18 protein-coding genes are annotated in these 20,827 nt (G+C 62.0%); 4 read left to right on the top strand and 14 right to left on the bottom strand.

The features are described from left to right. Window positions 1-342, top strand: a 342-nt coding sequence (locus HHL10_RS28890) for a hypothetical protein (RefSeq protein ID WP_169163892.1), incomplete at its 5' end; no start/stop codon positions are given. An 81-nt stretch (window positions 343-423) separates the two neighbouring features. Here HHL10_RS28890 and HHL10_RS28885 read toward each other — a convergent pair. The 14 genes from HHL10_RS28885 to HHL10_RS28820 form a co-directional block, all read right to left on the bottom strand. Further along, window positions 424-1,524, bottom strand: coding sequence for a glycosyltransferase family 2 protein (locus HHL10_RS28885; RefSeq protein WP_169163891.1), 1,101 nt, complete (start codon window positions 1,522-1,524; stop codon window positions 424-426). Window positions 1,525-1,561: 37 nt separating this feature from the next. Next, window positions 1,562-2,677 carry a glycosyltransferase family 4 protein gene (locus HHL10_RS28880; protein ID WP_169163890.1) on the bottom strand — a complete coding sequence of 372 codons (1,116 nt, stop codon included), beginning with the start codon at window positions 2,675-2,677 and terminating at the stop codon, window positions 1,562-1,564. A gap of 78 nt (window positions 2,678-2,755) precedes the next feature. Then, a complete protein-coding gene (locus HHL10_RS28875; RefSeq protein ID WP_169163889.1) occupies window positions 2,756-4,093 on the bottom strand; it encodes an O-antigen ligase family protein in 1,338 nt (445 codons plus the stop codon). A 101-nt stretch (window positions 4,094-4,194) separates the two neighbouring features. Then, a complete protein-coding gene (locus HHL10_RS28870) occupies window positions 4,195-5,364 on the bottom strand; it encodes a GNAT family N-acetyltransferase (protein WP_169163888.1) in 1,170 nt (389 codons plus the stop codon). Further along, the gene (locus tag HHL10_RS28865; protein WP_169163887.1) at window positions 5,361-6,068 is read right to left on the bottom strand and encodes a class I SAM-dependent methyltransferase; all 708 of its coding nucleotides are present in this window, start codon (window positions 6,066-6,068) and stop codon (window positions 5,361-5,363) included. Before HHL10_RS28865 ends, HHL10_RS28870 begins: the two co-directional genes overlap by 4 nt. A 42-nt stretch (window positions 6,069-6,110) precedes the next feature. Continuing rightward, window positions 6,111-7,070 carry a glycosyltransferase family 2 protein gene (locus tag HHL10_RS28860; protein ID WP_169163886.1) on the bottom strand — a complete coding sequence of 320 codons (960 nt, stop codon included), beginning with the start codon at window positions 7,068-7,070 and terminating at the stop codon, window positions 6,111-6,113. A 6-nt stretch (window positions 7,071-7,076) separates the two neighbouring features. After that, window positions 7,077-8,963: an asparagine synthase (glutamine-hydrolyzing) gene (gene asnB / locus HHL10_RS28855; protein WP_169163885.1), complete on the bottom strand. Its 1,887-nt coding sequence runs from the start codon at window positions 8,961-8,963 to the stop codon at window positions 7,077-7,079. 11 nt (window positions 8,964-8,974) lie between these two features. After that, complete coding sequence (locus tag HHL10_RS28850; RefSeq protein WP_169163884.1) at window positions 8,975-9,913, bottom strand: glycosyltransferase family 2 protein; 939 nt, start codon at window positions 9,911-9,913, stop codon at window positions 8,975-8,977. Further along, complete coding sequence (locus HHL10_RS28845; RefSeq protein WP_169163883.1) at window positions 9,913-11,007, bottom strand: polysaccharide deacetylase family protein; 1,095 nt, start codon at window positions 11,005-11,007, stop codon at window positions 9,913-9,915. The genes HHL10_RS28850 and HHL10_RS28845 overlap by 1 nt, the downstream gene beginning before the upstream one ends. Before the next feature lie 13 nt (window positions 11,008-11,020). Next, window positions 11,021-12,106: a DUF354 domain-containing protein gene (locus HHL10_RS28840; RefSeq protein WP_169163882.1), complete on the bottom strand. Its 1,086-nt coding sequence runs from the start codon at window positions 12,104-12,106 to the stop codon at window positions 11,021-11,023. Between the two features lie 16 nt (window positions 12,107-12,122). Beyond that, complete coding sequence (locus tag HHL10_RS28835; protein WP_169163881.1) at window positions 12,123-13,706, bottom strand: O-antigen translocase; 1,584 nt, start codon at window positions 13,704-13,706, stop codon at window positions 12,123-12,125. Window positions 13,707-13,716: 10 nt separating this feature from the next. Then, entirely contained in the window at window positions 13,717-14,874 is a 1,158-nt protein-coding gene (locus tag HHL10_RS28830) for a DegT/DnrJ/EryC1/StrS family aminotransferase (protein ID WP_235971859.1), read from the bottom strand. A gap of 20 nt (window positions 14,875-14,894) precedes the next feature. Next, the gene (locus tag HHL10_RS28825) at window positions 14,895-15,872 is read right to left on the bottom strand and encodes an NAD-dependent epimerase/dehydratase family protein (protein ID WP_205833274.1); all 978 of its coding nucleotides are present in this window, start codon (window positions 15,870-15,872) and stop codon (window positions 14,895-14,897) included. A 17-nt stretch (window positions 15,873-15,889) separates the two neighbouring features. Next, a complete protein-coding gene (locus HHL10_RS28820; RefSeq protein ID WP_169163879.1) occupies window positions 15,890-17,131 on the bottom strand; it encodes a sugar transferase in 1,242 nt (413 codons plus the stop codon). Window positions 17,132-17,496: 365 nt separating this feature from the next. Here HHL10_RS28820 and HHL10_RS28815 point away from each other — a divergent pair, with 365 nt between their 5' ends. From HHL10_RS28815 to HHL10_RS28805, 3 genes are all read left to right on the top strand, one after another. Continuing rightward, window positions 17,497-19,110 (top strand): XrtA system polysaccharide chain length determinant, encoded by a 1,614-nt coding sequence (locus HHL10_RS28815; protein ID WP_169163878.1) that lies wholly within the window; start codon window positions 17,497-17,499, stop codon window positions 19,108-19,110. 19 nt (window positions 19,111-19,129) lie between these two features. After that, window positions 19,130-20,074 carry an XrtA-associated tyrosine autokinase gene (locus HHL10_RS28810; RefSeq protein ID WP_169163877.1) on the top strand — a complete coding sequence of 315 codons (945 nt, stop codon included), beginning with the start codon at window positions 19,130-19,132 and terminating at the stop codon, window positions 20,072-20,074. Between the two features lie 232 nt (window positions 20,075-20,306). Further along, window positions 20,307-20,543, top strand: coding sequence for a hypothetical protein (locus HHL10_RS28805; RefSeq protein WP_169163876.1), 237 nt, complete (start codon window positions 20,307-20,309; stop codon window positions 20,541-20,543). Window positions 20,544-20,827 lie beyond the last annotated feature (284 nt).

Below are 20,827 nucleotides of genomic sequence, written 5' to 3'. Positions count from 1 at the left end.
GCCTCGGGCAACGAGGCCTACAACAACATCTTCTACAACAGCAACAGCCCGGACTTCTCCAAGTTCTCCGCGCACAACTACAACCACTTCGTCAACGCCGGCGGCAGCCACGGCGAGACCGGCGGCAGCAGCGCCACCAGCGGTGACCCCTTCGTCAACATCGCTGCGCTGGACTTCCGCCTCAAGGCCTCCACGGCCGCGGGCTCGAACCTGCCCGCGCCCTTCAACGTCGACGGCCTGGGTCGAACCCGCGGCGCCGACGGCACCTACGACCGCGGCCCCTTCGAGTACGCCACCGGCGCCATCACGGTGTCCCCGCCGACGAACCTGCGCGCGCAGTAACTGTCCGATCTCCTTGAGGGAGGGAGCGCCGGAGAAGCGCTCCGCGTGGTGCCGACCCGGCAACGGGTCGGCACCACACTTTCAGCGCGCCGAGAGAATGGATCGCCGTACGTAGTGGCCAGGGCGACCCAAAGAGATCAATAGGAGCTTGATCAGTACCGAAAGTCGCCAGGGTGCCTTGGCCAGTGCAAGGCGATAGAAGTGGCGGGCTGCTGTGACGTCGTGGCGCCAATAGCACTTGTTGCCCACTGTCGCATACACACGGGCCCGGATGCAGTCCCGTTCGAGGTCCGTGATCGCTTGCTGCTGCAGCGAATTCTCCATACGCTCAAAATTGACGTTACTGCCGGCGCTCAGATAGCGCTGATCAGCCAATGTCCGCGCGTAGGTATCGGCCAAGGCTGCTATGCACAATCGTGCCACGTCCTGTCGACCAAGACGTAATGCGTGCTCACGGATCGTCCAGGGCACGCGGATCTCCTCCGATGCGCATGCCTCAAGCCGCTCGCCAGTCAGCTTCTCGGTCATGCTGAGCGAGTGCTGCTGGCGATAGCAGACCATCGGCTCGGCGAAGTAGCCAACATCGTAGTGAAGTGCAAACAGGCACCACAGATACCAGTCACCGCACCACGGCATGTCGAGCGGAAACTTGCTGACCTTCTCATAACACTCTCGCCGCACCATGCCGGACGGTGTGAGTACGAAGTTGCCGCTCAGCAGTTTCTTCAGCAGCGTCTTGCCCGACAGCACCCGGTCGCGATCGCCACGCCCTTGTAATTGCCCGAGCAAGTCCGTCTCGATGCCATCACGCACGCCGTAACCGGTACAGAAAACGTAACCGACCTCGGGGCTGCGATCGAGCCGTTCGACGTAACGCTGCAGCACCCGGTTGGAGCGCAGATAGTCGTCGGCCGAGATGAGCCAGATGTACGCACCACGGCTGAGCTCGATACCTCTGTTGTAGTTGCGCAGGTGACCAAGATTGGGATCGTTGCGTATATAGCGGATACGGGGATCGCTGAATGACTGTGCCACTTCGCCCGTGTTGTCAGGCGAGCAGTCGTCCATGATCAGGATCTCGAAGTCGGTATACGACTGTCGGAGAATCGAATTGATGCAGGTCGGCAGGAATCCGGCAAGCTTGTAGCACGGAACGACGAAGGACACTTTGGGGTTGCTCATAGCCTTCTCCTCCAAGCGTTGCGTTGTCTGATCGCGGTCACGCTGCGTGCTTCACCATGTGGGTTCCAAGCTGGCCCCGGCGTGTACGTTCAATGGCACGGTGGAGAGCCTGCTCGAACAAGTCCGTGGCGTCGTCCCACGTGAAGTGCGTGGCGGTGCGGTAGGCCGCATCGGACATGCGCTTCCAGTCGTCGTTGGAGAGGGTCAACACCCGCAGCACCCTGTCGGCCAAAGCGACATCATCCTTGACGTTGACAAGATGGCCGTTGACGCCTTCGTCGATGATGTCCAGAGGCCCGCCACACCGAGTGGAAACCACCGGACACCGGCAGGCCATCGCCTCCAGCGGCGGGAGGTGGAATCCTTCGACGTGACTGCCGCACATCCACACGTCGCACTGTGCGTACAGATCCCGCAGCTGCTGCTGCGGGGGGCGGTGATGGAACTCGGCATAGGAAGGCAGAGGAAGGCGGAAGTCGGGCTGCTCGGCACCGAACGACACCACACGCAAGGACGGCAGAACGGCTGCCACGCGCTCCAAGGCTTTGAGACTCACACTGCAGCCTTTCAGGGGCGACGAGCTGTACAGCATTCCGACGGTCGGCCTCACGTTCCGGTTCCGCGCCGGTGCATGGAACTGCTCCATGTCGACGCTGTTGGGCACATGCGAAATGGACGTGTCGCCAAACTTATCGCGAGCCCAGTCGACCAGCCACTTGGAGATCACAATCTTGTGCATCGGCATGCGCCATGTGGCGTCCAGCGTCGGATTGAACTTGCCGGGTGGCACCTCGTAATTCTGGATGAAGATGGCCTTCGCGCCCTTGGACGGAGAGAGGGACTGGACCCCGTAAGCTGTCGTGTAGAACGTGGCGATGACCACATCGCCGTCCGGCACATCGTCGTCCGTGACCGGCCGGACCGAGTCCAGGACGCGGTGCGGCACATCAATGCCGTCGAAATGGGACGGTTCGGGTCTGGGCAGCCCCCGGCCCAGCAGGAGGGATTTGGCGGTGTGGCGCATGGTGAAGACCTGGGGCATCGAGATCACGCGCACGTCGTGACCGCGCCGGGCCAGGCGCTCGGCATAGATGGCAATGACCCGGATACCGCCCTGAAGCCCGGCATAGGGCAGAACAAAAGTGATCTTCATGCGCGTACCCCTCCATCTGCGAGCCCGCATCGGCGAGCCAATATTGTTGGAATGCATGACAGGCTTATCGCCCGTAATTCATCGCGGCATACCTTCGACCCGGGCATTGGCTGGAAATCCGAATCTCTCGGTGCGCCGGGCCCGTACTGCGGCCTGCACCGGTGCGACCGTCTGTTGCATCAAGCTGGAACTGATGAGCGCCAGTGTCATGTACAGAAGCACGACGCATTGGTCGAAGTACGACACCGAGATGAAGGTCGATGCATGCGCGAAGAGTGCTGCTCCGAGAGCCCAGGTGGCAAAGGGAAAATCTGCCGACTGGCCGTTTCGCGTCTGCAGGATCTTGCCCACATAGGAGAAGCCCTTGCCCAGCACGGCGAGAAACATCAACAGGAGGGGCATGCCGCCGTCGACGCCCATCCGAATGTAGTAGTTGGTGATGTCGACGTGGTTGCCGCTCCACAGCACACCGTAGGCCATCCAGTGCCGGGTGTAGTCGGTACCAATGGCCCACCATTCCGGCCAATGAGTCACCGCTGCTTCGATCAAGGCTGCCCGGTGCCAGCTGGTGCTGCTGCCCGTCAGGTCGATGTAGGAGAGGATGTAATAAGCGGGTGCGTTCATGACCAGCTCAAGCCCGATGTAGCCCAGGACAGCTCCCCAACGCACCAGCCGCATGTGCTCCCGCATGCGCCACATCATCAAGGCAGCGAGGGCAAACACGGTGCTCATGAGCGGACCCGTGGATCCACAAGAGAACACCATGGTCAGGCACGCACCGATGCCTGCAATGGCCGTCATCCGATGCGAACGCCACAGCACTCCCATCAGCGGCAGCACGGCAGCGGCAGCCGATCCAGCCAGGATGGAGTGACCAAAGGCGCCTTGTGCCCGGATGGTCCCGTTGCGCACTTCGGACGTCGAGCTCACGCCCCCGAACTCGGCAAACGGATTGTTGCCGGTGAGCTTCTCATAAAGCATGGACACCGCCACCGGCAGCAGCAGCAGTGCCGTCATCCGGCAGATCCGGGTGACATCTTCCTGGGTAGAACAGAAGATCCGCAGCGTGAAGTAGCTGCCACAGCCCATGAAGACCAGGCCCAGGCGGTTGACGAATGTTGCCCACATATCGTCGTGGAACAGACTCGTCACCAGCGCCACGACGGCCCACCAGACCATGAGCCAGTCAAGGCGATTGGCACCGCCCGGCAGACGCTCGCCCTTAGCCAGTATCCGGACGAAAGCCAGCGTCAGGACCACCCGCACGCCGTAGAAGTTGAACGGGCCAAGATCGAAGCCTGCGCTCACAGGCATGTAGTAAGTGACCGCCAGGACCGGTAGCGCGGCCAGGTGGCGCGGCAGCGTCAGCACTAGCAGTGCATCGACAAAGATGAAAGCAACGGCCAGACCGTTCATTTCAAGCTACCCAACAGGCAGGCGTCACAGGGCCGTTCCCGCGTATTGCAGCGGGCCATACCGGGCGACAGGAAGAGTCACGAAGCAGGAAAGGCTGAGCATCACGATCGCGCTTTTGCGGTGGCTGCCGGTCCTCCTTTGGCTCGATTGCGCCGCCAGGCGTTCTTGAGCTTGTCGCGCAACCCCAGGTGACTCACGAGGCGGCGCGCCGCCTGCTCGGCTACGGTCAGCAGCCTTACGTACACCATCAGGGCCGAGCCTTTGAAGGTTGGCGCAAACAGCCAGACACAAGTCTCGCGCCAGAAGCGGTGCCCGAACCGTTCCTTGTAGTAGGCATCACCCAGGCCGAAATCAAGCTGCCGTACACCCTCACGGGCCAGCTCGTCCACCATGCGCACGAACATCAGCGTGCCCACTTCGTAATCGCGCAGGCTGGCGTCGTAGCCTGTTTCGGAGGAATGGAAACAGTGGCCGTAGACGAAACCGAACCAGAAAGCACGCGCTTCATCATCGATTTCCAGCAACTGCACGCGCAGCTGACCACGTCGGGCGAACAGCTCAAAGCGCCGGCGGAATTCTTCGTTGTCGAAGAATCCTGCGCCCAGACCGCGCTGGTACGTGCCGGCAGCGACTTTCTCAAGCTTGGCGCAGAGTGCAGGCACATCATCGATCCGAGTGAGCCAGCGCCAGGTGACCCGTCCCGGGAATGCTTCGTCGAGCTCCTTTTCGCGCTTGCGCAGATGCGTTCGGTGCTTGCCACGCAGTGTTTCCATCAGTCCGCCCTGTGTAGGCAGCACCATCTCGCGATGGGTTGACCAGCGTGGCGTCTTCTCGCAGAACCAGCGCGGGCCGTCGCGGTACAGTGCCCGCAGCAGTGCGGAGTCCTCGGGCAAGTGGTGAAAATCGATTGCATCGGCGGCCTTAGTTGCCAGCATCGACCACAGATGCTGCACGACCTCGGCCGCCGCAGCATCGTCCAGCTGTCCCATAACGCCTTGGTGGATCACGGCAAGCACACGGGCGGGTATGCGCGGCAGTTGCAGGTAGCCGATGGAAGGCGCGACGCGTGCCTCCTCGAGCCGGGCCGCCACCAGCGCCTGGGGCACGCCGTGCCTTTCAACGACGATCACGCAGGGCTGCATCACCTGCGGCCGCAGGCGGCACAGCAGTTCGAACTGCGCCAGATCGCTGTTGACATGCGTCTGCCATTGCTCCCAACTGGTGCGGACCTCGGCAAGGCCTTCCAGCGTGCGTATGGTCCGAATCGTCATGCGACGGCCTCAGGCGTTACGCGTGCTTCGGCAGTCACCCCGCGCCAGATGCCGATGTGCGGCGCGCGTGGCGCGCGCTCATGGCGCTGCAGGAAGTCACACTCATCCAGCAGCCGCGCACAGCGCGGGGATTTGTACACGACGTAGAGACGGTCGTTGCGGAAAGCACGCAGGTTGTCCAGCACCTTGGCCAACACCTGCTCGGAGAACGGGTTGTACAGGTAGATCACCTTGCTGCCGGGGGGAAACGTGAACTCGGCCGCATCCGCCCGCAGCACGACGGCGTTGTCCAGCCGTTGCGACACCAGGTTGGCCTGCGCAGTCGCGGCCAGTTCCTGTGCGAACTCGACCCCGATGACCTTGCCGAATCCAAAGCGTGCCGCCACGATCAGGGTGCGACCTTTCCCACATCCCAGATCGATAAAGGTGGAGCTGGCCGGGTCCACGCCCAGGTACTCCAGCACCGAGACCAGTTCCTGTGGCGACGTGGCTTGGTACCTTTCTCCATGGCGAGCGTTGGGCGAATCGATGCTCAGTTTCCACAGGGGCTCTAGGCCGCTGGTTTCGGTACCGTTCTCGACATCGAACGGGTCGCGCTCACGTTGCCCGCGCAGGTGGGACAGCGCGCGTCGGCACAAGGGGGCGATGCCTTCCTCAGCGAGCACGCGCGCGACCTTTTCCGTGAGGATTCGTACGTTGAGCATGTGGGCTTACCAGGGAGTTTGAAATGCAACCAGCCATGGATTTCAGTAATTGCGCATCCAGGCCTGGGTACCGACCGTCCAGCGCAGGCGGGCCACCCACTTGCGCAACGAATACACGACACCCCGCTTGCCAGGAATGAGTGCCTGCAGCGGCAGCAGCAGCGCCAGGGCCGAGATGCGCAGCAGGCTGGCCAAGAACATGGCAGCCCGGTACGCGGCGGCGTAGCGCGCCGAGTGCATCTTGCGGAAGAAGCGCCACTGCGATTCCAGCCGCATTACCGCCGAAAAATTGCTGGTCGGGGACTGCGAGCTGCTCGCGCCACCGAAATGCACGACGACCGCGGTGGGGACGTAATACGCCTGGAATCCCGCGCGGGCAGCTTTCAGGCACAGATCCATGTCCTCGCTGTACATGAAGTACTCGGTGCTGAACAGGCCGACGCGCTCGAAGGCCTTTCGGGACATCATGATTGACGCGCCGGATAGCGCTTCCACCCGCTGAGGCGTTGCGTTAGCGGTCTTCAGAGCACGCTTGCCCCACAGTGACGAATTCGGAAAGTGCCGACGCAAGACATCAGAGTCGAGCAGCTGGTTCAACAAGGTCGGGAAGGCCCTGATGCAGGTTTCCTGGACGGAACCATCCGCGTTGAGCAGCTTGGGACCGACCAGTCCAGCATCCGGCCGGCTTCTGAGTACCTGCAGCAGGTCCTGTATCGCGTTGCCCACCACCTTGGTGTCCGGGTTCAGGAACAGCAGAACCTCCCCGGTGGACATTTGATAGGCCTCGTTGTTGGCTTTCGCGAAGCCGAGGTTGGTGTCGCTCTGGATGAACCGGACCCAGGGATAGGCCTGGGACAGCATCTTGGCGCACCCGTCAAAGGAACCGGAATCGATCACCACCACTTCGTAAGTGATGCCCTTGACGTTTTCCTGCACCGACGCCAGCGCATCAGCGAGCAGGTCCTTGGAGTTCCAGTTGACGATGATGATGGAAAGGTCCATGCCGAATCACCCGTGTTGCCTGGAGAAGAAAGTGCGATGCCACAGTTCCAAGGAAACCAGCAGGAAGATGTGCCGCATGTACTGCTCCTTGCCCTCCTGGTGCTTGCGCACCATCTCGCGCAGGTAGCCCTGGTTGAAGTAGCGCGTCAGCGACGAGTTGGCGCTGAGCAGACAGTCGTCGATCAGCGGCTTCATTGACTGCCGCAGCCAGTGGGCGACGGGGTGTGCGAAGCCCTTCTTCTTCCGATGAACGATCTCCGATGGTAGCCATGAATTCAGTGCACGCTTGTGCAGGTACTTGCCAGTCCAGCCGCGCAGTTTCAGGCTAGGCGGCAGGTTCTCGACGAACTGCACCAGGCGGTAGTCCAGGAACGGGACCCGCACCTCCAGCGAGTTGGCCATGGACGTCTTGTCCGCAACCATGAGCAGGTCATCGGGCAGGTTGGCGCGCGTGTCGATGTAGAGCATCTGCGACAAGGGGTCGAGTTGCTGGACATCGGTGTGCAGGCGGCGCAGCGCTTCCTTGGTCCCGTAAGGCGTCGACAGGAAGCGCTCCTTCAGCGTGCCCTCGTACAACTGGGCCTTCATGTCGGCGCTGAAGAAGGAGTAGATCTTCGTGAACCGGGTCAGGATATCGCGCTCCCCCAGGGAGGCAATTCCTCGCTTGAACCGCTCCATCGGCAGCGGGAGTCTGCCGACCGACGGCAAGACGCTGTCGGTGAGGACACGGGGCAAGCGGCTGTAAAGCTGCGACAGACGCACGCCCTTGTACCGGTCGTAGCCGGCCCAGGGTTCGTCGGCACCCTGACCGGTCAAGGCCACCTTGACGCGGCTGCTCGTCAGGCGGGCCAGAAAATAGAACGCCGGCGCAGCTTCATGGCCAACGGGCTCCTCCAGGTCGCGCATGTAGCGCTCGAAATGGTCCAGGTAGTCCTGCGAACTGAGCATCAGCGAGTGGTGCTCCGCGCCGAACAGCCGTGCCACGCTCCGGGCATCCGCCACCTCGTTGGTTTTCTCCCCATCCTCGAAGCCAATGGTGAAGGTTTGCACCGGTCCGGAGGCGTGATCTTTCATGATCGCCAGCAGTGCCGAGGAGTCGATGCCGGAACTCAGGTACAGCCCCAATGGCACATCGCTGCGCAACTGGATCTTGATCGAGTCCTTGAGCAGGTCGAGGTACTCCTCAATCAGCTCTTCCTCGCGCCAGTTCTTGCGGAACTGCGGGACGTGATTCCAGTAGCGGCTGACAGTCACCTCGCTCGGGCTGATCAGCATGCTGTGCCCGGGAGGCAGACGATAGACGTTGCGAAATAGCGTCTTGGGAGATGGCACGAACCGGAAGGTGAAGAGTTCAGCCAGGGAGTCGATGTCCACGTCCCGCTCGAACTCGGGATGCTGGATCAGCGACTTGATTTCCGAGCCAAAGAGCACCTGGCTGCCAATGACCGTGTAGTACAGCGGCTTGATGCCCAGGTGATCGCGTGCCAGGAACACGCGGCGCTGGCGCATGTCGAACAGGGCAAAAGCGAACATCCCGTTGAAGCGGTTCACGCAGTCGGTGCCCCATTGCTCGTAGGCATGCACGATCGTCTCTGTATCGGACATGGTCTTGAAGACATGGCCGAAGCTCTGCAATTCAGCGCGCAGTTCGACGAAGTTGTAGATCTCGCCATTGAAGACGACCTGGATCGAGTCGTCCTCGTTGCCCATGGGCTGCGTCCCGCCCTCGAGGTCGATGATGCTCAGGCGCCGGTGCCCCAGGCCGACATTGCCATGGAGGAACTGGCCTTCACCATCGGGTCCCCGGTGCCCGATGGCGGTGTTCATCCGCGCCAGGATGTCCTGCGGTACCGGTTTGCCGGAACGGTCGTAGATGCCACAAATCCCGCACATGTGATGTTGTCCTAGCTAGGTTTACCGACCACCAACGACTTCAACTGCTGCCGCAATTTGGCCTGCTGCTCGCCGCGCAGGTATTGCACCGTGTCGGGTGGCAGCAGGATTGGACTTCGACTCACGAGTCCGCGGACATAGCCAATGAAGATGGCGAGACTGCCGAGGATGCGGGGCCGATCCATGGCCCGGTAGAGGCAGCGCAGGCACAGGAAGAGAAAGCCGTAGCCCAGCGAGTGATAGCGCCGTCCTTCCTTCACGCGGGACAGCAGCGGCGGTGCGGTCGCCGTGCCGGTCCTGCGGTTCTCCAGAACGCACAACTCTGGAAACGTCCGGACCGTCCAGCCTTTCATGCGTGCGGTGATCTCGGCTGCCGAATCGATGCCGCCCAGAGGCAGCGGCCGATAGCCACCGACTTGTTCGAAGCATTCACGTCGGAACAGCTGCACGGCGCCCGCGACGCTGTCCAGCGCCACGTCCTGGCTGATGAACTGGTCGCCAATGCGCGTGCGGACCATGCCGCCTGCAATGCCGAGCCGCGTATCCTGCTCGAACCTCTGCAGCACCTTCTCAAAATAGTCAGCTTCAAGCGCAATGTCGGCATCCAGGTTGCCGATGAAGCTCAACGCCGCGACATCGCACTGTCTCAAGCCAAGGTTGAAGGCGTGGGCCTTGTTTCCGAAATGACGCTCTCCCTGACGGTGTCGGTCGACCAGGCGGATGAACGGGTACCGGGCAGCGTAGGATGCCACGATGTCATGGGTGCGGTCCGTCGAGCCGTCGTTGACGATGATCCACTGCAGCGGGCGCACTGTCTGGCGCACCATCGAGCGAATCGTCTCCTCGATGAACGTCTCCTCGTTGTGTGCGGGCGTGACGATCACGAATGGCCCCACCCGCGGTGAAACCTCCGGCGGTGTCACGAACGGGGCGTCGGCACAGATGGCCATCACAGTACCGCCCACCGGTCCTGGTAGCGTCCCATGCCCTGCAGCGTGCCGAAGGCGTAGCGGTCGGAGTGCCTGGCAATATGGGATAGAAAAGGCCGCAGCGTCCCCTCGTTGGCATTGGTAAACAGCTTGGAATGGCCGATCAGCACGAAAGGTACGTGGACATCTTCTGCGGCCGGGACGCTGCGCTCGGCCCGCTGCAGCGCGCCGACCAGCTGGCGCCCGTCGCACTGGTTGAAGTCCGCTTTCCAGGCGTGGGTACGGAACAGGGCCTGGAGCGCAGCCAGCCGGGAGCGACGCCGGCCGGCGGATGGCTCGCCGGTGCCTGCCTTGGCGTGTGAGACGTTGAAGGGGCCCTTGTGGAAGACGTCGCACATCACGCGATACAGGCGTCCTCGCGCCAGGAAGGCCCCGAGCCACCGTTTTTCCGTATAGATGGGCACCTCCCAAAGGCGACCGTTCTGATCCCTCGCACAGATGTTGGACTCGCTCGCACGCCAGGGCACAAGGGGGCTGTGGGCGTCGGAATAATCGAACGAGACGGCACCGTTGCGGCGACCGAACTTGAAGACCGAGGTATCGATCTCAATGCGGTTGTTCACGAGCGCACGCACGACGTTGGTCGAAGGGCTTACCGACCAGTTGGCCGCCCTGAAAGCCATGCAGGCGTAATCCTGCTTGACCGGCTTGAGCAGGGACTCCAGGTACTCCTTGCAGGTCCTGACCATCCAATCCATCCGCTCGTAGGGCAGCATCGCGAAGTCGTATTCCGACCAGTCCTGCGCCCAGCGGTCCTGATCATGGACGGCGTTGAAGTAGGACGAGTGGATGTGCAGTTGCACGTCGTGGCCTTTTGAAATGGCATACAGCAACTGTTCCACGATGGCCCGGTAGCCATAGTCGTCCCGGCCGGTTTTTTCGGCGTACTCCTTGAACCGGAGAATTTCCGCCACGTCGGCCATGATGGTGAGCTTGGCCCCATATTCATCAAGCAGGCGCAGCATGCGGTCGGTGGGCTCCACCATCAGCCCTTTAGGATCGCCATCGCCGTTGCCGTGGATCTCGTAATCCACCGTGAAAATCACATGCAGCATGAATGGCCTCGGATCAATTCTTGACGGCTTGCGCTTCGACGGCCTGCGTTTCAACAGCCACGTCCATGATCAGGCCCACCAGGGCCTGCAGCGTGCGGCGATTGTTGAGATCAGGTGCGTGGGCACGATCGCGCTTGGTCACCACGATCTTGCGCCGCACGTCCTCGACGGACTCCAGCAGCGTCATGCGCTGCTTGCTGGCCAGGTACAGGTCCACCGCACCGGGATGGCCGCGGAAGATGCTGTAGACGGGCACGCCCAGCGCGGCCGCCTCGCGGTTCATGGTGCCTCCGCCGCTGATGACGAAGTCGGAATGCCAGACCAGGTTGAGTCCATCCACGGCCTCGGCCGGGATGATCAGCTTCCGGCTTTCCATGAGCTTCGGCCAGGCCTGGACGATTTCCGCCTGCTGGCGCTGGTTGCGCGGCAACACGACAATGCGCGCGGCAGGGTGAGCGGCCAAAAGCTCGATGGTGGCCGTGAACAGCGCTTCGCTTTCCGGGTTGTGGTAGTGGGCTTCCGTGGCCGGTGGGCGGACGGTGACAATGATGTCGTCCGGTGACAGCCCCATGGTTTTGAGGATGCCCGGATCCAGGGAGAGGGAAGGGGTGTAGACGTCCTCCTTGATGCCCGGGTACTTCAGCACATGCTTGGCGCTCTTGCTGGCGGATTCGGTCGGTATAACTTCCGGGACGATCATCCAGTCCGGCTTGGTGACATGGCGGGCATGCTCGTAATCTGCAATCACGATCGACGGAATCGACAGCAGGCGCGACACCATGGTCTGTGCCCTGGAGCCGTGCGATACCGCCAGGCGAGGGCGGTGGCGAAGAATGAGAGGAAGCAACTGGGCGGAGCGGACCAGGAGTCCGAGCGCCTTCATGAACTTGTTCTTGCCAAAATGCTTGCCGATCGTGATGCAGGGGATCCTGTAGAGCTCGATCAGCTCGGTGACCTGGAACGCATCCCGTGCGGTGAGGAGCAGTGGGACACCTCTCGCCTGCAATTCCTCGATGATGGGCCGGAAGAAAGGCACATGGGGAGAATTGTCGAGATCGATCCAGATGGGCTGTTGGTTGTCGGTCTTTTGAGTTGCCATGTGACCTCCTGACTCATTAGTTGTCGTTGCCACGCTGGAGTCGCAACAGGCGCTGCAGCCGCGCCGGCATGTTCTGTGGCGACACCAGCGCGGTAAGGGTTCGCACCGAAATCCAGGCGCTCGCGATCGTGGCCACCACTCCCGCCGCCATGGCAACCATGGGGGGCAGTAGCTGGAATCCAGTGAACGTGCCTGCCATCAGCAGGAAACACGCGATGGCCAATTTCAGGTTGGCGTTGCTCCAGCGAAAACCGCTGAGCCGGCGCACGATGGGATAGACCATGAAGGCATGCAGGACGTTGGCAGCCAGGAACGCGATGCCGGCGCCATCCACGCCGAAGGCATCGACACACCACCAGGTGAGCCCGACGTTGATCACGGTCCAAGCCACTTCAATGGCCAGGAACAGGGTCTGCGCGTTCTTGGCCACGACGATGTAGCCGATGGGCCAGGTCAGCACGCGCACCGCCATGCCCAGACAGATCCAGCGCAGCACCCCGACCGCGGCGGTGAACTCGCTGCTGTAGAAGAGTGCAATGACAAGCGGCGCCAGGGTCAATGTCGCGAGTACGCCGGGGACGGCGAGCAGCAGGCTCACCTGGGCCTGCTCGTTTACGACCCGGTTGCATTCCTCGTGGTCCTGGATCACTCCGACCAGGCGCGGGTAGAAGTCCGTCCCGAGCGCCTGGAGCACGAACCCGATGTACAGCCCGCCCATGGTCCAGGCCGCGAAATAGATGCCCGCGGCGTCCAGGCCCACCTTTCGCAGCACGATGGTGCGCACGGCGTAAGCGGCTCCATTCATCAGCAGACCGCTGGCCATGAACGCCACCCCGAGCTTGAGCAGCGCCCCGGCCTCGGTGGTCATGCCGGACCAGCCCAAGACCGGCATGGGCACGTCGATGCGCCGGCTGTACCACCAGGAGGTCAGCAGCGAGATGGCCGCCATGGCCACCAGCGTCGGTACCAGGCCGACTTCACCAAAGGCATAGACCAGCGGTATGCCGATCGCAGTCCCCAGCAGTCCGCCGAGCACCGCGATCTTGGCCAAGTCGGCAATGCGCCGCATGCCCTGGAGCAAGGCCCCCTGGCTGCCCGCCAGGACGGTGAAAAAGAGCGCGCAAGACAGGAGCGCGACACCGCCTGCATGCCCGTCATCGCCGAATGTCAGCGTCGAGATCGGGGCTGACAAAGCCGCCAGCAGCGCGGCGCCGAGTAACGCGCACAGCAGCGAAACGACCCGCAGCACCTTCACGGTGCGGCCGATGCGCTCGTTGTCGCCGGACGCCACGGCATCGGCAATCTGCCTCACACCGCTGCCGGTGAGGCCCATTTGCGCCACGCTGCGGGCCACCTCGGCAATCTGCATGTAGGCGCCCATCACGCCGTAGCCCGCAGGCCCCAGCAGCATGGCCATGGCCTTGGTGCGCACGATGCCGATGCACACGTTGATGGCCGACGACCCACCAATGAGCGCCGAAGAGCTCAGGATGTCGCGGTAGCTGTGCTTGCGCCGCGCCGCGACAGGCTTCGCCGCATTCAGCCCCGCAGCGCTGGCGGGAGTGCTTGCGACGGCAGCGGAGTCCTTGGCCACGGGCATGCCCCTCTCGTCAAGCCGCCTTGCACACGGAGGCCGCCGACGCTGCCGTGCCGTGCCGGCTGCATGCCTTGCGCAGCGACTCCACCACCTGGAGCTGCTGGGCTTCGGTCATGTGCGGGAACAGCGGCAGCAGGACGCACTCGTCCTGGGCAGCCTCGGAGTGGGGCAACGGATGCCGCACGGGCAAACCGGCGTATGCCGGCTCACGGTGCGAGCACATGATGCCGCGCCGGGTGCCGACGCCGTCGTCGAGCATCGACTGCATGACCTGCCGCTGGTCGCAGCCCTGGGGCAGGCGCACGCAGTAGCTCTGCCAGTTGGTGCGGGCCCATGCAGGCTCCACCGGCAGTTGCAGACCGGGGACGTCCTGCAGCAGCTGGCGGTACACCTCGGCCAGCTCCCTGCGGCGGCTGATGATCTCGGGCAGGCGCTTGAGCTGTTCCCGACCAACCGCAGCCTGGATGTCGGTCATGCGGTAGTTGTAGCCCGTGGTCGGGTAGCACTCGAAAATGACCTGATTCGAGCCGTGACGCACGGTATCCGGAACGCTCATCGCGTGCTGACGCAGCAGCCGGAACTCCCGGTCCCATTCGGGATTGGACGTCGTCAGCATGCCGCCGTCGCCAGTGCTGATGACCTTGCGCGGATGGAAAGAGAAGCAGGCGATGTCGCCATGCGGCCGGCCGATCTTCTGCCACTCGCCGTTCCACAGGATCTCGCTGCCAATCGCGCAGGCGGCATCCTCGATCACGGGCAAGCCCAGGCGGCGGCCGATCGCAACGATGCTGTGCAAGTCGCACGGCATGCCGATCTGGTGCACGCACAGGATTGCGCGGGTGCGCTCGGTCACCGCGGCCTCGATGAGCGCCGGGTCCATGTTGAAGGTGTCCGGCTCGATATCGATGAACACCGGCGTGGCGCCGCAATAGCGGATGCTGTTGGCCGTCGCGATGTAGGAGTGGCTGACCGTGATGACTTCATCACCCGGGCGCACGCCCGCGATCAGAAGCGCCAAGTGCAATGCCGTCGTGCAGTTGGACACGGCGCAGGCGTGCTCGGCGCCGACCAGCGCGGCGAACTCGCGTTCGAAGGCTGCTACTTCCGGGCCCTGCGTGATCCAGCCGCTGACAATGACACGGCGTGCGGCGTCGGCCTCGGCCTCGCCCATGACAGGAGTTGCGATAGGAATCATGCAGCCACCACGTTGGACTTGTTGAGATGCCACCAGTCGACAAGACGGGCCAGACCGTCCTCCAGGCTGGTCTGTGCCTTGAAGCCCAGCAGGTGTTCGGCCTTGGAGGTGTCGGCGAGGCGTCTGGAGACCGGGTTGACGGACCGCTCGGGGCCATACTCCGGCGCCATGTCGGACCCCATGACCCTGAGCAGGGCGGCAGCCAGGTCGTTGAGACTGGTTTCGACGCCGCTGGCCACGTTGAAGACGTCGTCCTCGACATCCGATGCCAGGGCCAGCACGTTGGAACGGGCCACATCGTCGATGTAGACGAAATCCATGGTCTGCTTGCCGTCACCGAGGATGATGGGCGGCAGGCCGGCGTCGATGCGCTGCATCCAGCGGATCAACACTTCGGTGTACTTGCCATGGAGGTCCATGCGCGGGCCATAGACATTGAAGTAGCGCAGAGCCACGTAGGGCAGGCCGTGCATGGAGCGGTAGGAGCGCAGCAGGCCTTCGAGCATCACCTTGGCCGCCCCGTACCACGTCTGATTGTTGTAGGGATGGTGGTCCTCCCTGGTGGGGAAGCTCTCGGCCAGCCCGTAGATGGACGCCGACGACGCTGCGACGACCTTCTTCACGCCCGCTTGGCGGGCTGCGTCCACCACGTTGAAGCTGCCGTCACACATGACCTGCATGGCCTCGCGTGGGTCGGCTGCGCAGGCGGTGATGCGCAAGGCGGCCATATGGATGACGGCGTCCATGCCTTCCATGGCGCGACGCACGGTGTCGGCATTGCGGATATCGCCGCGCACCAGGGTGACGCGTGGGTCCTTCAGGGTGTGCTCGATATTGGACAAGGAGCCACGAACCAGGTTGTCCAGGATGACCAGTTGAGAAGGAGAGTGATCCTTAAGAAGCTGGTCGATCGTGGATGAACCGATCAGGCCGGCCCCCCCGGTGATGAGAATCTTTGCACCGTCAATCTGCATTGTTTTCCCCAATTTGGTTAAACCGCGCCATCGCAGCGAAGCACCACTGCGACCGTTTTGAACAGGATCTTGAGATCCAGCCCGAGCGAGCATTCGCGGATATACCTAAGGTCCAGTCGCACCATTTCGTTGAAGGTCACGGTGCTTCTCGCCTGCACTTGCCAAAGGCCTGTGATGCCCGGCTTGGCACTCAGGATCCTGCGCAGATGCCAAGCCTGATAAATCTCGGCTTCGTAAGGAATGGGTGGCCTGGGTCCGACAAGGCTCATGTCGCCCTTGAGGACGTTGAAGAGCTGCGGCAGCTCATCGATGCTGGTCTTGCGGATGATGCGGCCGATCCAGGTGACGCGCGGGTCGGAGCGGATCTTGTAGACCGGGCCCGTGTTGCTGCCCTGGGTGTTCTCGTTGATTTCGCCCTTGATCAGGTCTGCCACAAACTGACGATGGATGCTGTCGTCCATGTTGACGACCATGGAGCGGAACTTGTAGAAGGGAAAGGGCACCCCGCCTGTACCCAGGCGCATCTGCTTGAAGATGATGGGGCCGCGGGACGTGACAGCCACCAGCAGCGCCACGAGCAGCATCAGCGGCGACAGCAGCAGGATCAGCACGCTGGCCCCGATAACGTCCAGCCAGCGCTTTAGGCGGTATCCATGGCGAGACGTCTTTTCAAGATCGTTGGCCACCAACTCCTGCAGAGTCCGGCGGAATTGGCCACCATTGCTCAGGCCTTCGAACAGCTGGTCCGGATAGGTAGCAGCGTCCGTGGCAAACCATCGACCGCCGGCCAGCGCTTCCACCTTGGCGATATAGGTATTGATGCCCTGCTCATTTGTGTCGGGGCACAGCACCGCAATCAGCTCGTCGCCGAGGTGGCCGATGAAGTCGGTTTCACGGGAGGCCTGATGCAGCACTTCCAGAAACTCGCTGGCGTCGCCTTTGGCGGCTGCGTTGTCGACGGCCTCGTTGAGACGATAGACCACGATCGACAGCGGGCTCTTGGAGCGCTCGGCGCGCCGTTTCTCGCGTTGAAGCTGCTTGGCGAAATCGTTACGTGGCAGCGTCTCGGGGCGGCGTGGGCGAGCCGCTGCAGGATGCAGCGCCACATTGCTTGCGCCTGCGTCGCGTGTATCGCTCTCTACGGGACGCCGTCCCGTTGTGTTGTTCTCCTCGCCTTCCGACGATCCAAAGCGACTGATCGTCGCTACCTGTGAGAAATCGAGAATGGACGAACTCGGCAGTCCGTTCTGCGTCTTCATAGTATCTCCCGCTTGTGATGCCGAAATCCCAATGACGGGCACGACGGCACGCAGCACGTCCAAGAAACTCGAGCGTTTACGGTGATCCCCCCTGAAGCGGGGTAGGCAGTGCACCCCACATCACGCTTGCGCAATCACGCCTCCGCCAATCGCGAAGAAGTGCTTGACGCTTGTTTGCTTTTTGGCTTCCCTCGTCTATTCACATCCGCGACCGTTTGCGGCTTGGCCTGATCGCACCGTAAGAATGTGCTTCGGCGTTGCGCAGTGCAACAGGCAGAGCCGCCATTCGCCCTAATCAGGGGGGAGGGAACGGCTTTATCTCGGCTCGTGCATCGCGGTGAGGGCACACTGGCCTTTGGAGGGACGTGTTCCAGACCGGGATGTGCGGTGTGCAACACGTGCAATTTCAAAGCGGCAGGGCACAGACCATGAGCAATGCAGTAGCAGCCGTCAGCGAAAAAGTACGAACAGCTGTTTCCATACTTAACAAGCGTCGCTGGTTGATATTCAGAGTCGCCGCAGTCTTGGCGCCAGTGTTCGCTTTGATTGTCTCGTTCATTCCCAACCGGTACGAGGCCAGAGCACAGGTGTACGTTGACACCCAGACAGTGCTCAAGCCGTTGATGGCCGGGCTGACTTTCGAACCTGACGTCGACCAGCAGGTGCGCATGCTGGCCCGTACTCTCATCTCCCGCCCTAACATGCAGCGCTTGCTGGAGGTACCCGACCTGCAGCTCGACGCCTCTGACAAGGCGCACCGGGAGGAAGCCGTGTCCCGGTTGATGTCCAGAATCAAGGTGGTGTCGGCTGGCGCCGACAACCTCTACGAGATCAGCTACCGCGGCAGCAGCCCTGAGCAGGCCAGGCGCCTCGTGGAGGCCACGGTTGATCTTTTCGTGCAGTCCGGTGTGGTGTCCAAGCAGCGTGACTCGCAAGATGCTGGACACTTCATCGAGAGCCAGATCCGCAGTTATGAGGAAAAATTGGTTGAAGCGGAGAACCGGCTCAAGGAGTTCAAGGTCCGCAATTTCGGCGCAACGGGCGTCTCGGCGCAGGACTACTTCACGCGGGTTTCCGTGCTTTCGGAAGAGGTGAACAAGATCCAGGTCGAGCTCAATGCAGCCGAGAAAGCCCGTGATGCTTACCGCCGCTCGCTGGAAACCGAGGTGACGCAGCCTGGCGATGGCTCTTCCTCGATCGCAGTGGCAGAAATCGAAACCCGGCTGGAGGCGCAGTACAAGCAACTCGATGAGTACCTCCACCGCTTCACGGAGCAGCATCCTGACGTCGTGAACGCGCGTCGCGTCATCGCCGACCTCAAAGCTGAACTGGTCCGGCGCAAGGAGGCGGAGGCGCGAGGCCAGTCTCCACTGGGTTCCGATCGCAAGAGTGCAGCCAACCCGGTCTACCAGAAGCTGAAGATTTCGCTGGCTGAGACCGAAGCACAAGTGGCTTCGCTGCGCTCGCAATTGACTACGAAACAGGCTGCCCTGGAGCAGGCCCGGGCCGTCGGCGACCGCATGCCACAGGTCGAGGCAGAACTGGCTCAGCTCAACCGCGACTACGACGTCATCCGCAAGAACTACGAGGTGATGGTGGCGCGGCGGGAAGCAGCCCAGTTGGGTGTGAAGCTCAACGAGTCGTCGCAACTCGCCGAGTTTCGGGTCATCGAGCCGCCGAAGGTGTCGAGCTCTCCTGTGTTCCCATCACGATTGCACCTGGCCGTCATGGCCGTGCTTGCGGCATTCCTCGTCGGGGTAGGTGCGGCAATTGCATTGAGCTTCGTCAAGCCGACAGTCGACAGCGTTTCCGCACTGAAACAGCTGTCCGGCCGTCCCGTGCTGGGCGCCGTGTCCTTGCAGACCGGCCCTCAAGCAGCCAGCAAGCAGCGTGCAGACACGGTCAAGTTCACTGGCGCAATTGCGATTCTCCTGTTGCTCCAAGCCGTGTGGGTAGGCTGGGTGGCGTTGAACTCCTGAGTCAAGCGAAGGCCGAGGCATGAACATCATCGAGCTTGCAACCCAGCGGCTTCAAGAACTGTCCCAGACCGGTGTGGAGATGCCTCCATCAGCAGTTGGCACCGGCAAGAGCGAGCAGCGCATCGGGACCATACCGACAAGCTCACACCAGACGGCGATCCGCCAGGCGGCTCACCATGAAAGCGAGCCTGCGCGGTTGCGCGCTGCTGATGCGGCTGACGGCAAGTCGCACCGCATCAGCCGTCAATCGGAAACGGTGACGCTCGACATCGAACGCCTTGAACAAGCCGGTGTGCTGGTGGCCACCCGTTCCCGCTCGACCATGGCTGAAGAGTTCCGCCACATCAAGCGTCCATTGCTGGCCAACGCCCGGAAATTGCCTAGGACTGCCGGCGACCGGAGTCCGCTGATCATGGTCACGAGCGCGTTGCCCGGCGAAGGCAAGACCTTTTGCTCCATCAACCTTGCAGTCAGCTTGGCCATCGAGGTCGACATGTCGGTGCTGCTGGTGGATGCTGACGTCGTGCGCTGCAGTCTCATGCGCACGCTGGGGCTGCAACCGCGCAAGGGCTTGCTGGACGTGCTCACCGATTCGACCCTGGACCTGTCGGACGTGCTGCTGAAGACCAACGTCCCCAAGTTGTCCGTTCTTCCCGCAGGGACCGGCAACGTGCGATCGACGGAGCTCTTGGCCAGTGACGCGATGGACCAGCTGCTGGGCGAGCTTGCCAGTCGCTATCCGGATCGGCTGGTGGTGTTCGACACTACACCCCTGCTGCTGACCTCGGAAGCCAAGGTGCTTGCCTCCCGCATGGGACAGGTCGTCGTCGTTGTTGAAGAGTCCAAGACGCCTTACCCGCTGCTTGAGCAGGCATTTGCGGCGGTCGAGGATTGCCTGGTCGTAATGTCCATATTGAACAAGGGAAGAAAAACAGGTCCCGATTACGGCAGCTACTACGGTTGAATTCTGGTGCTGCGGTGATTGAACAGCGCGATACTATCCCCGTGATCAGGGTGTGTCCTTATTGTTTCGTGCGTGTGATCACTTCAGGAAAAATCAAAGGCCGTTGCTGATGCTATAAATCGTTCCAGAGACCAGATTTACGCCGACAGGCATAGGCTTGTTATGCTTGGTCCGGATACATGAGGAATGAAAGCCAATTGGGTTAAGAATTGCAACCTGAGAGGCTGACTGCGTGGCTCCACTTGTCTTGCATCTCGTGCGCCAGTATTTGCTGGTACACGAATGTGATTGTGCGGGTATGAGCTTCCAAAGAATTTCAGGTGTTGAATTGCGCTATTTGGGTTGCGCACACATCGGCTTGGCGGATCGAATAAGCAAAGGCTTGTTCCTCTTATTGATGCTTGACTGCGCCGGCGCCATTGGCGTGCCGATCTGGTGGCTTGCTATCTATTTTTGGCAATCGTTGTGATTTTTTCGGCAGATTCTGGCATGCGATCGTCAAATTGGTTTCTACGGTATGGCACCAAATCTTTTTGACTGGGAGTGCTGATGAAATATAGGGTGCGCCGGGCACGTCAAGCTTGTCTCGCACCGGCGGGGCTCCTTTGCGCCGTGCTGCTGGCTGCGTGCGGCGGCGGTGACGAGGCGGGCAGGTCCTCGGCGGCTGCGACGAGCGCGCAGGCGCAGAACACGGAGGCCGCCGCGGCCGCGGCGGAGAAGCCGCAGTTGCTGCGCAAGCTGCTGCGCCGCTAC

It is taken from the genome of Azohydromonas caseinilytica (assembly GCF_012927045.1).
Taxonomy (GTDB): Bacteria; Pseudomonadota; Gammaproteobacteria; order Burkholderiales; family Burkholderiaceae_C; genus Azohydromonas; species Azohydromonas caseinilytica.
Note: the sequence above shows the minus strand (reverse complement) of the source record. Positions and strands in the feature narration are given on the sequence as shown.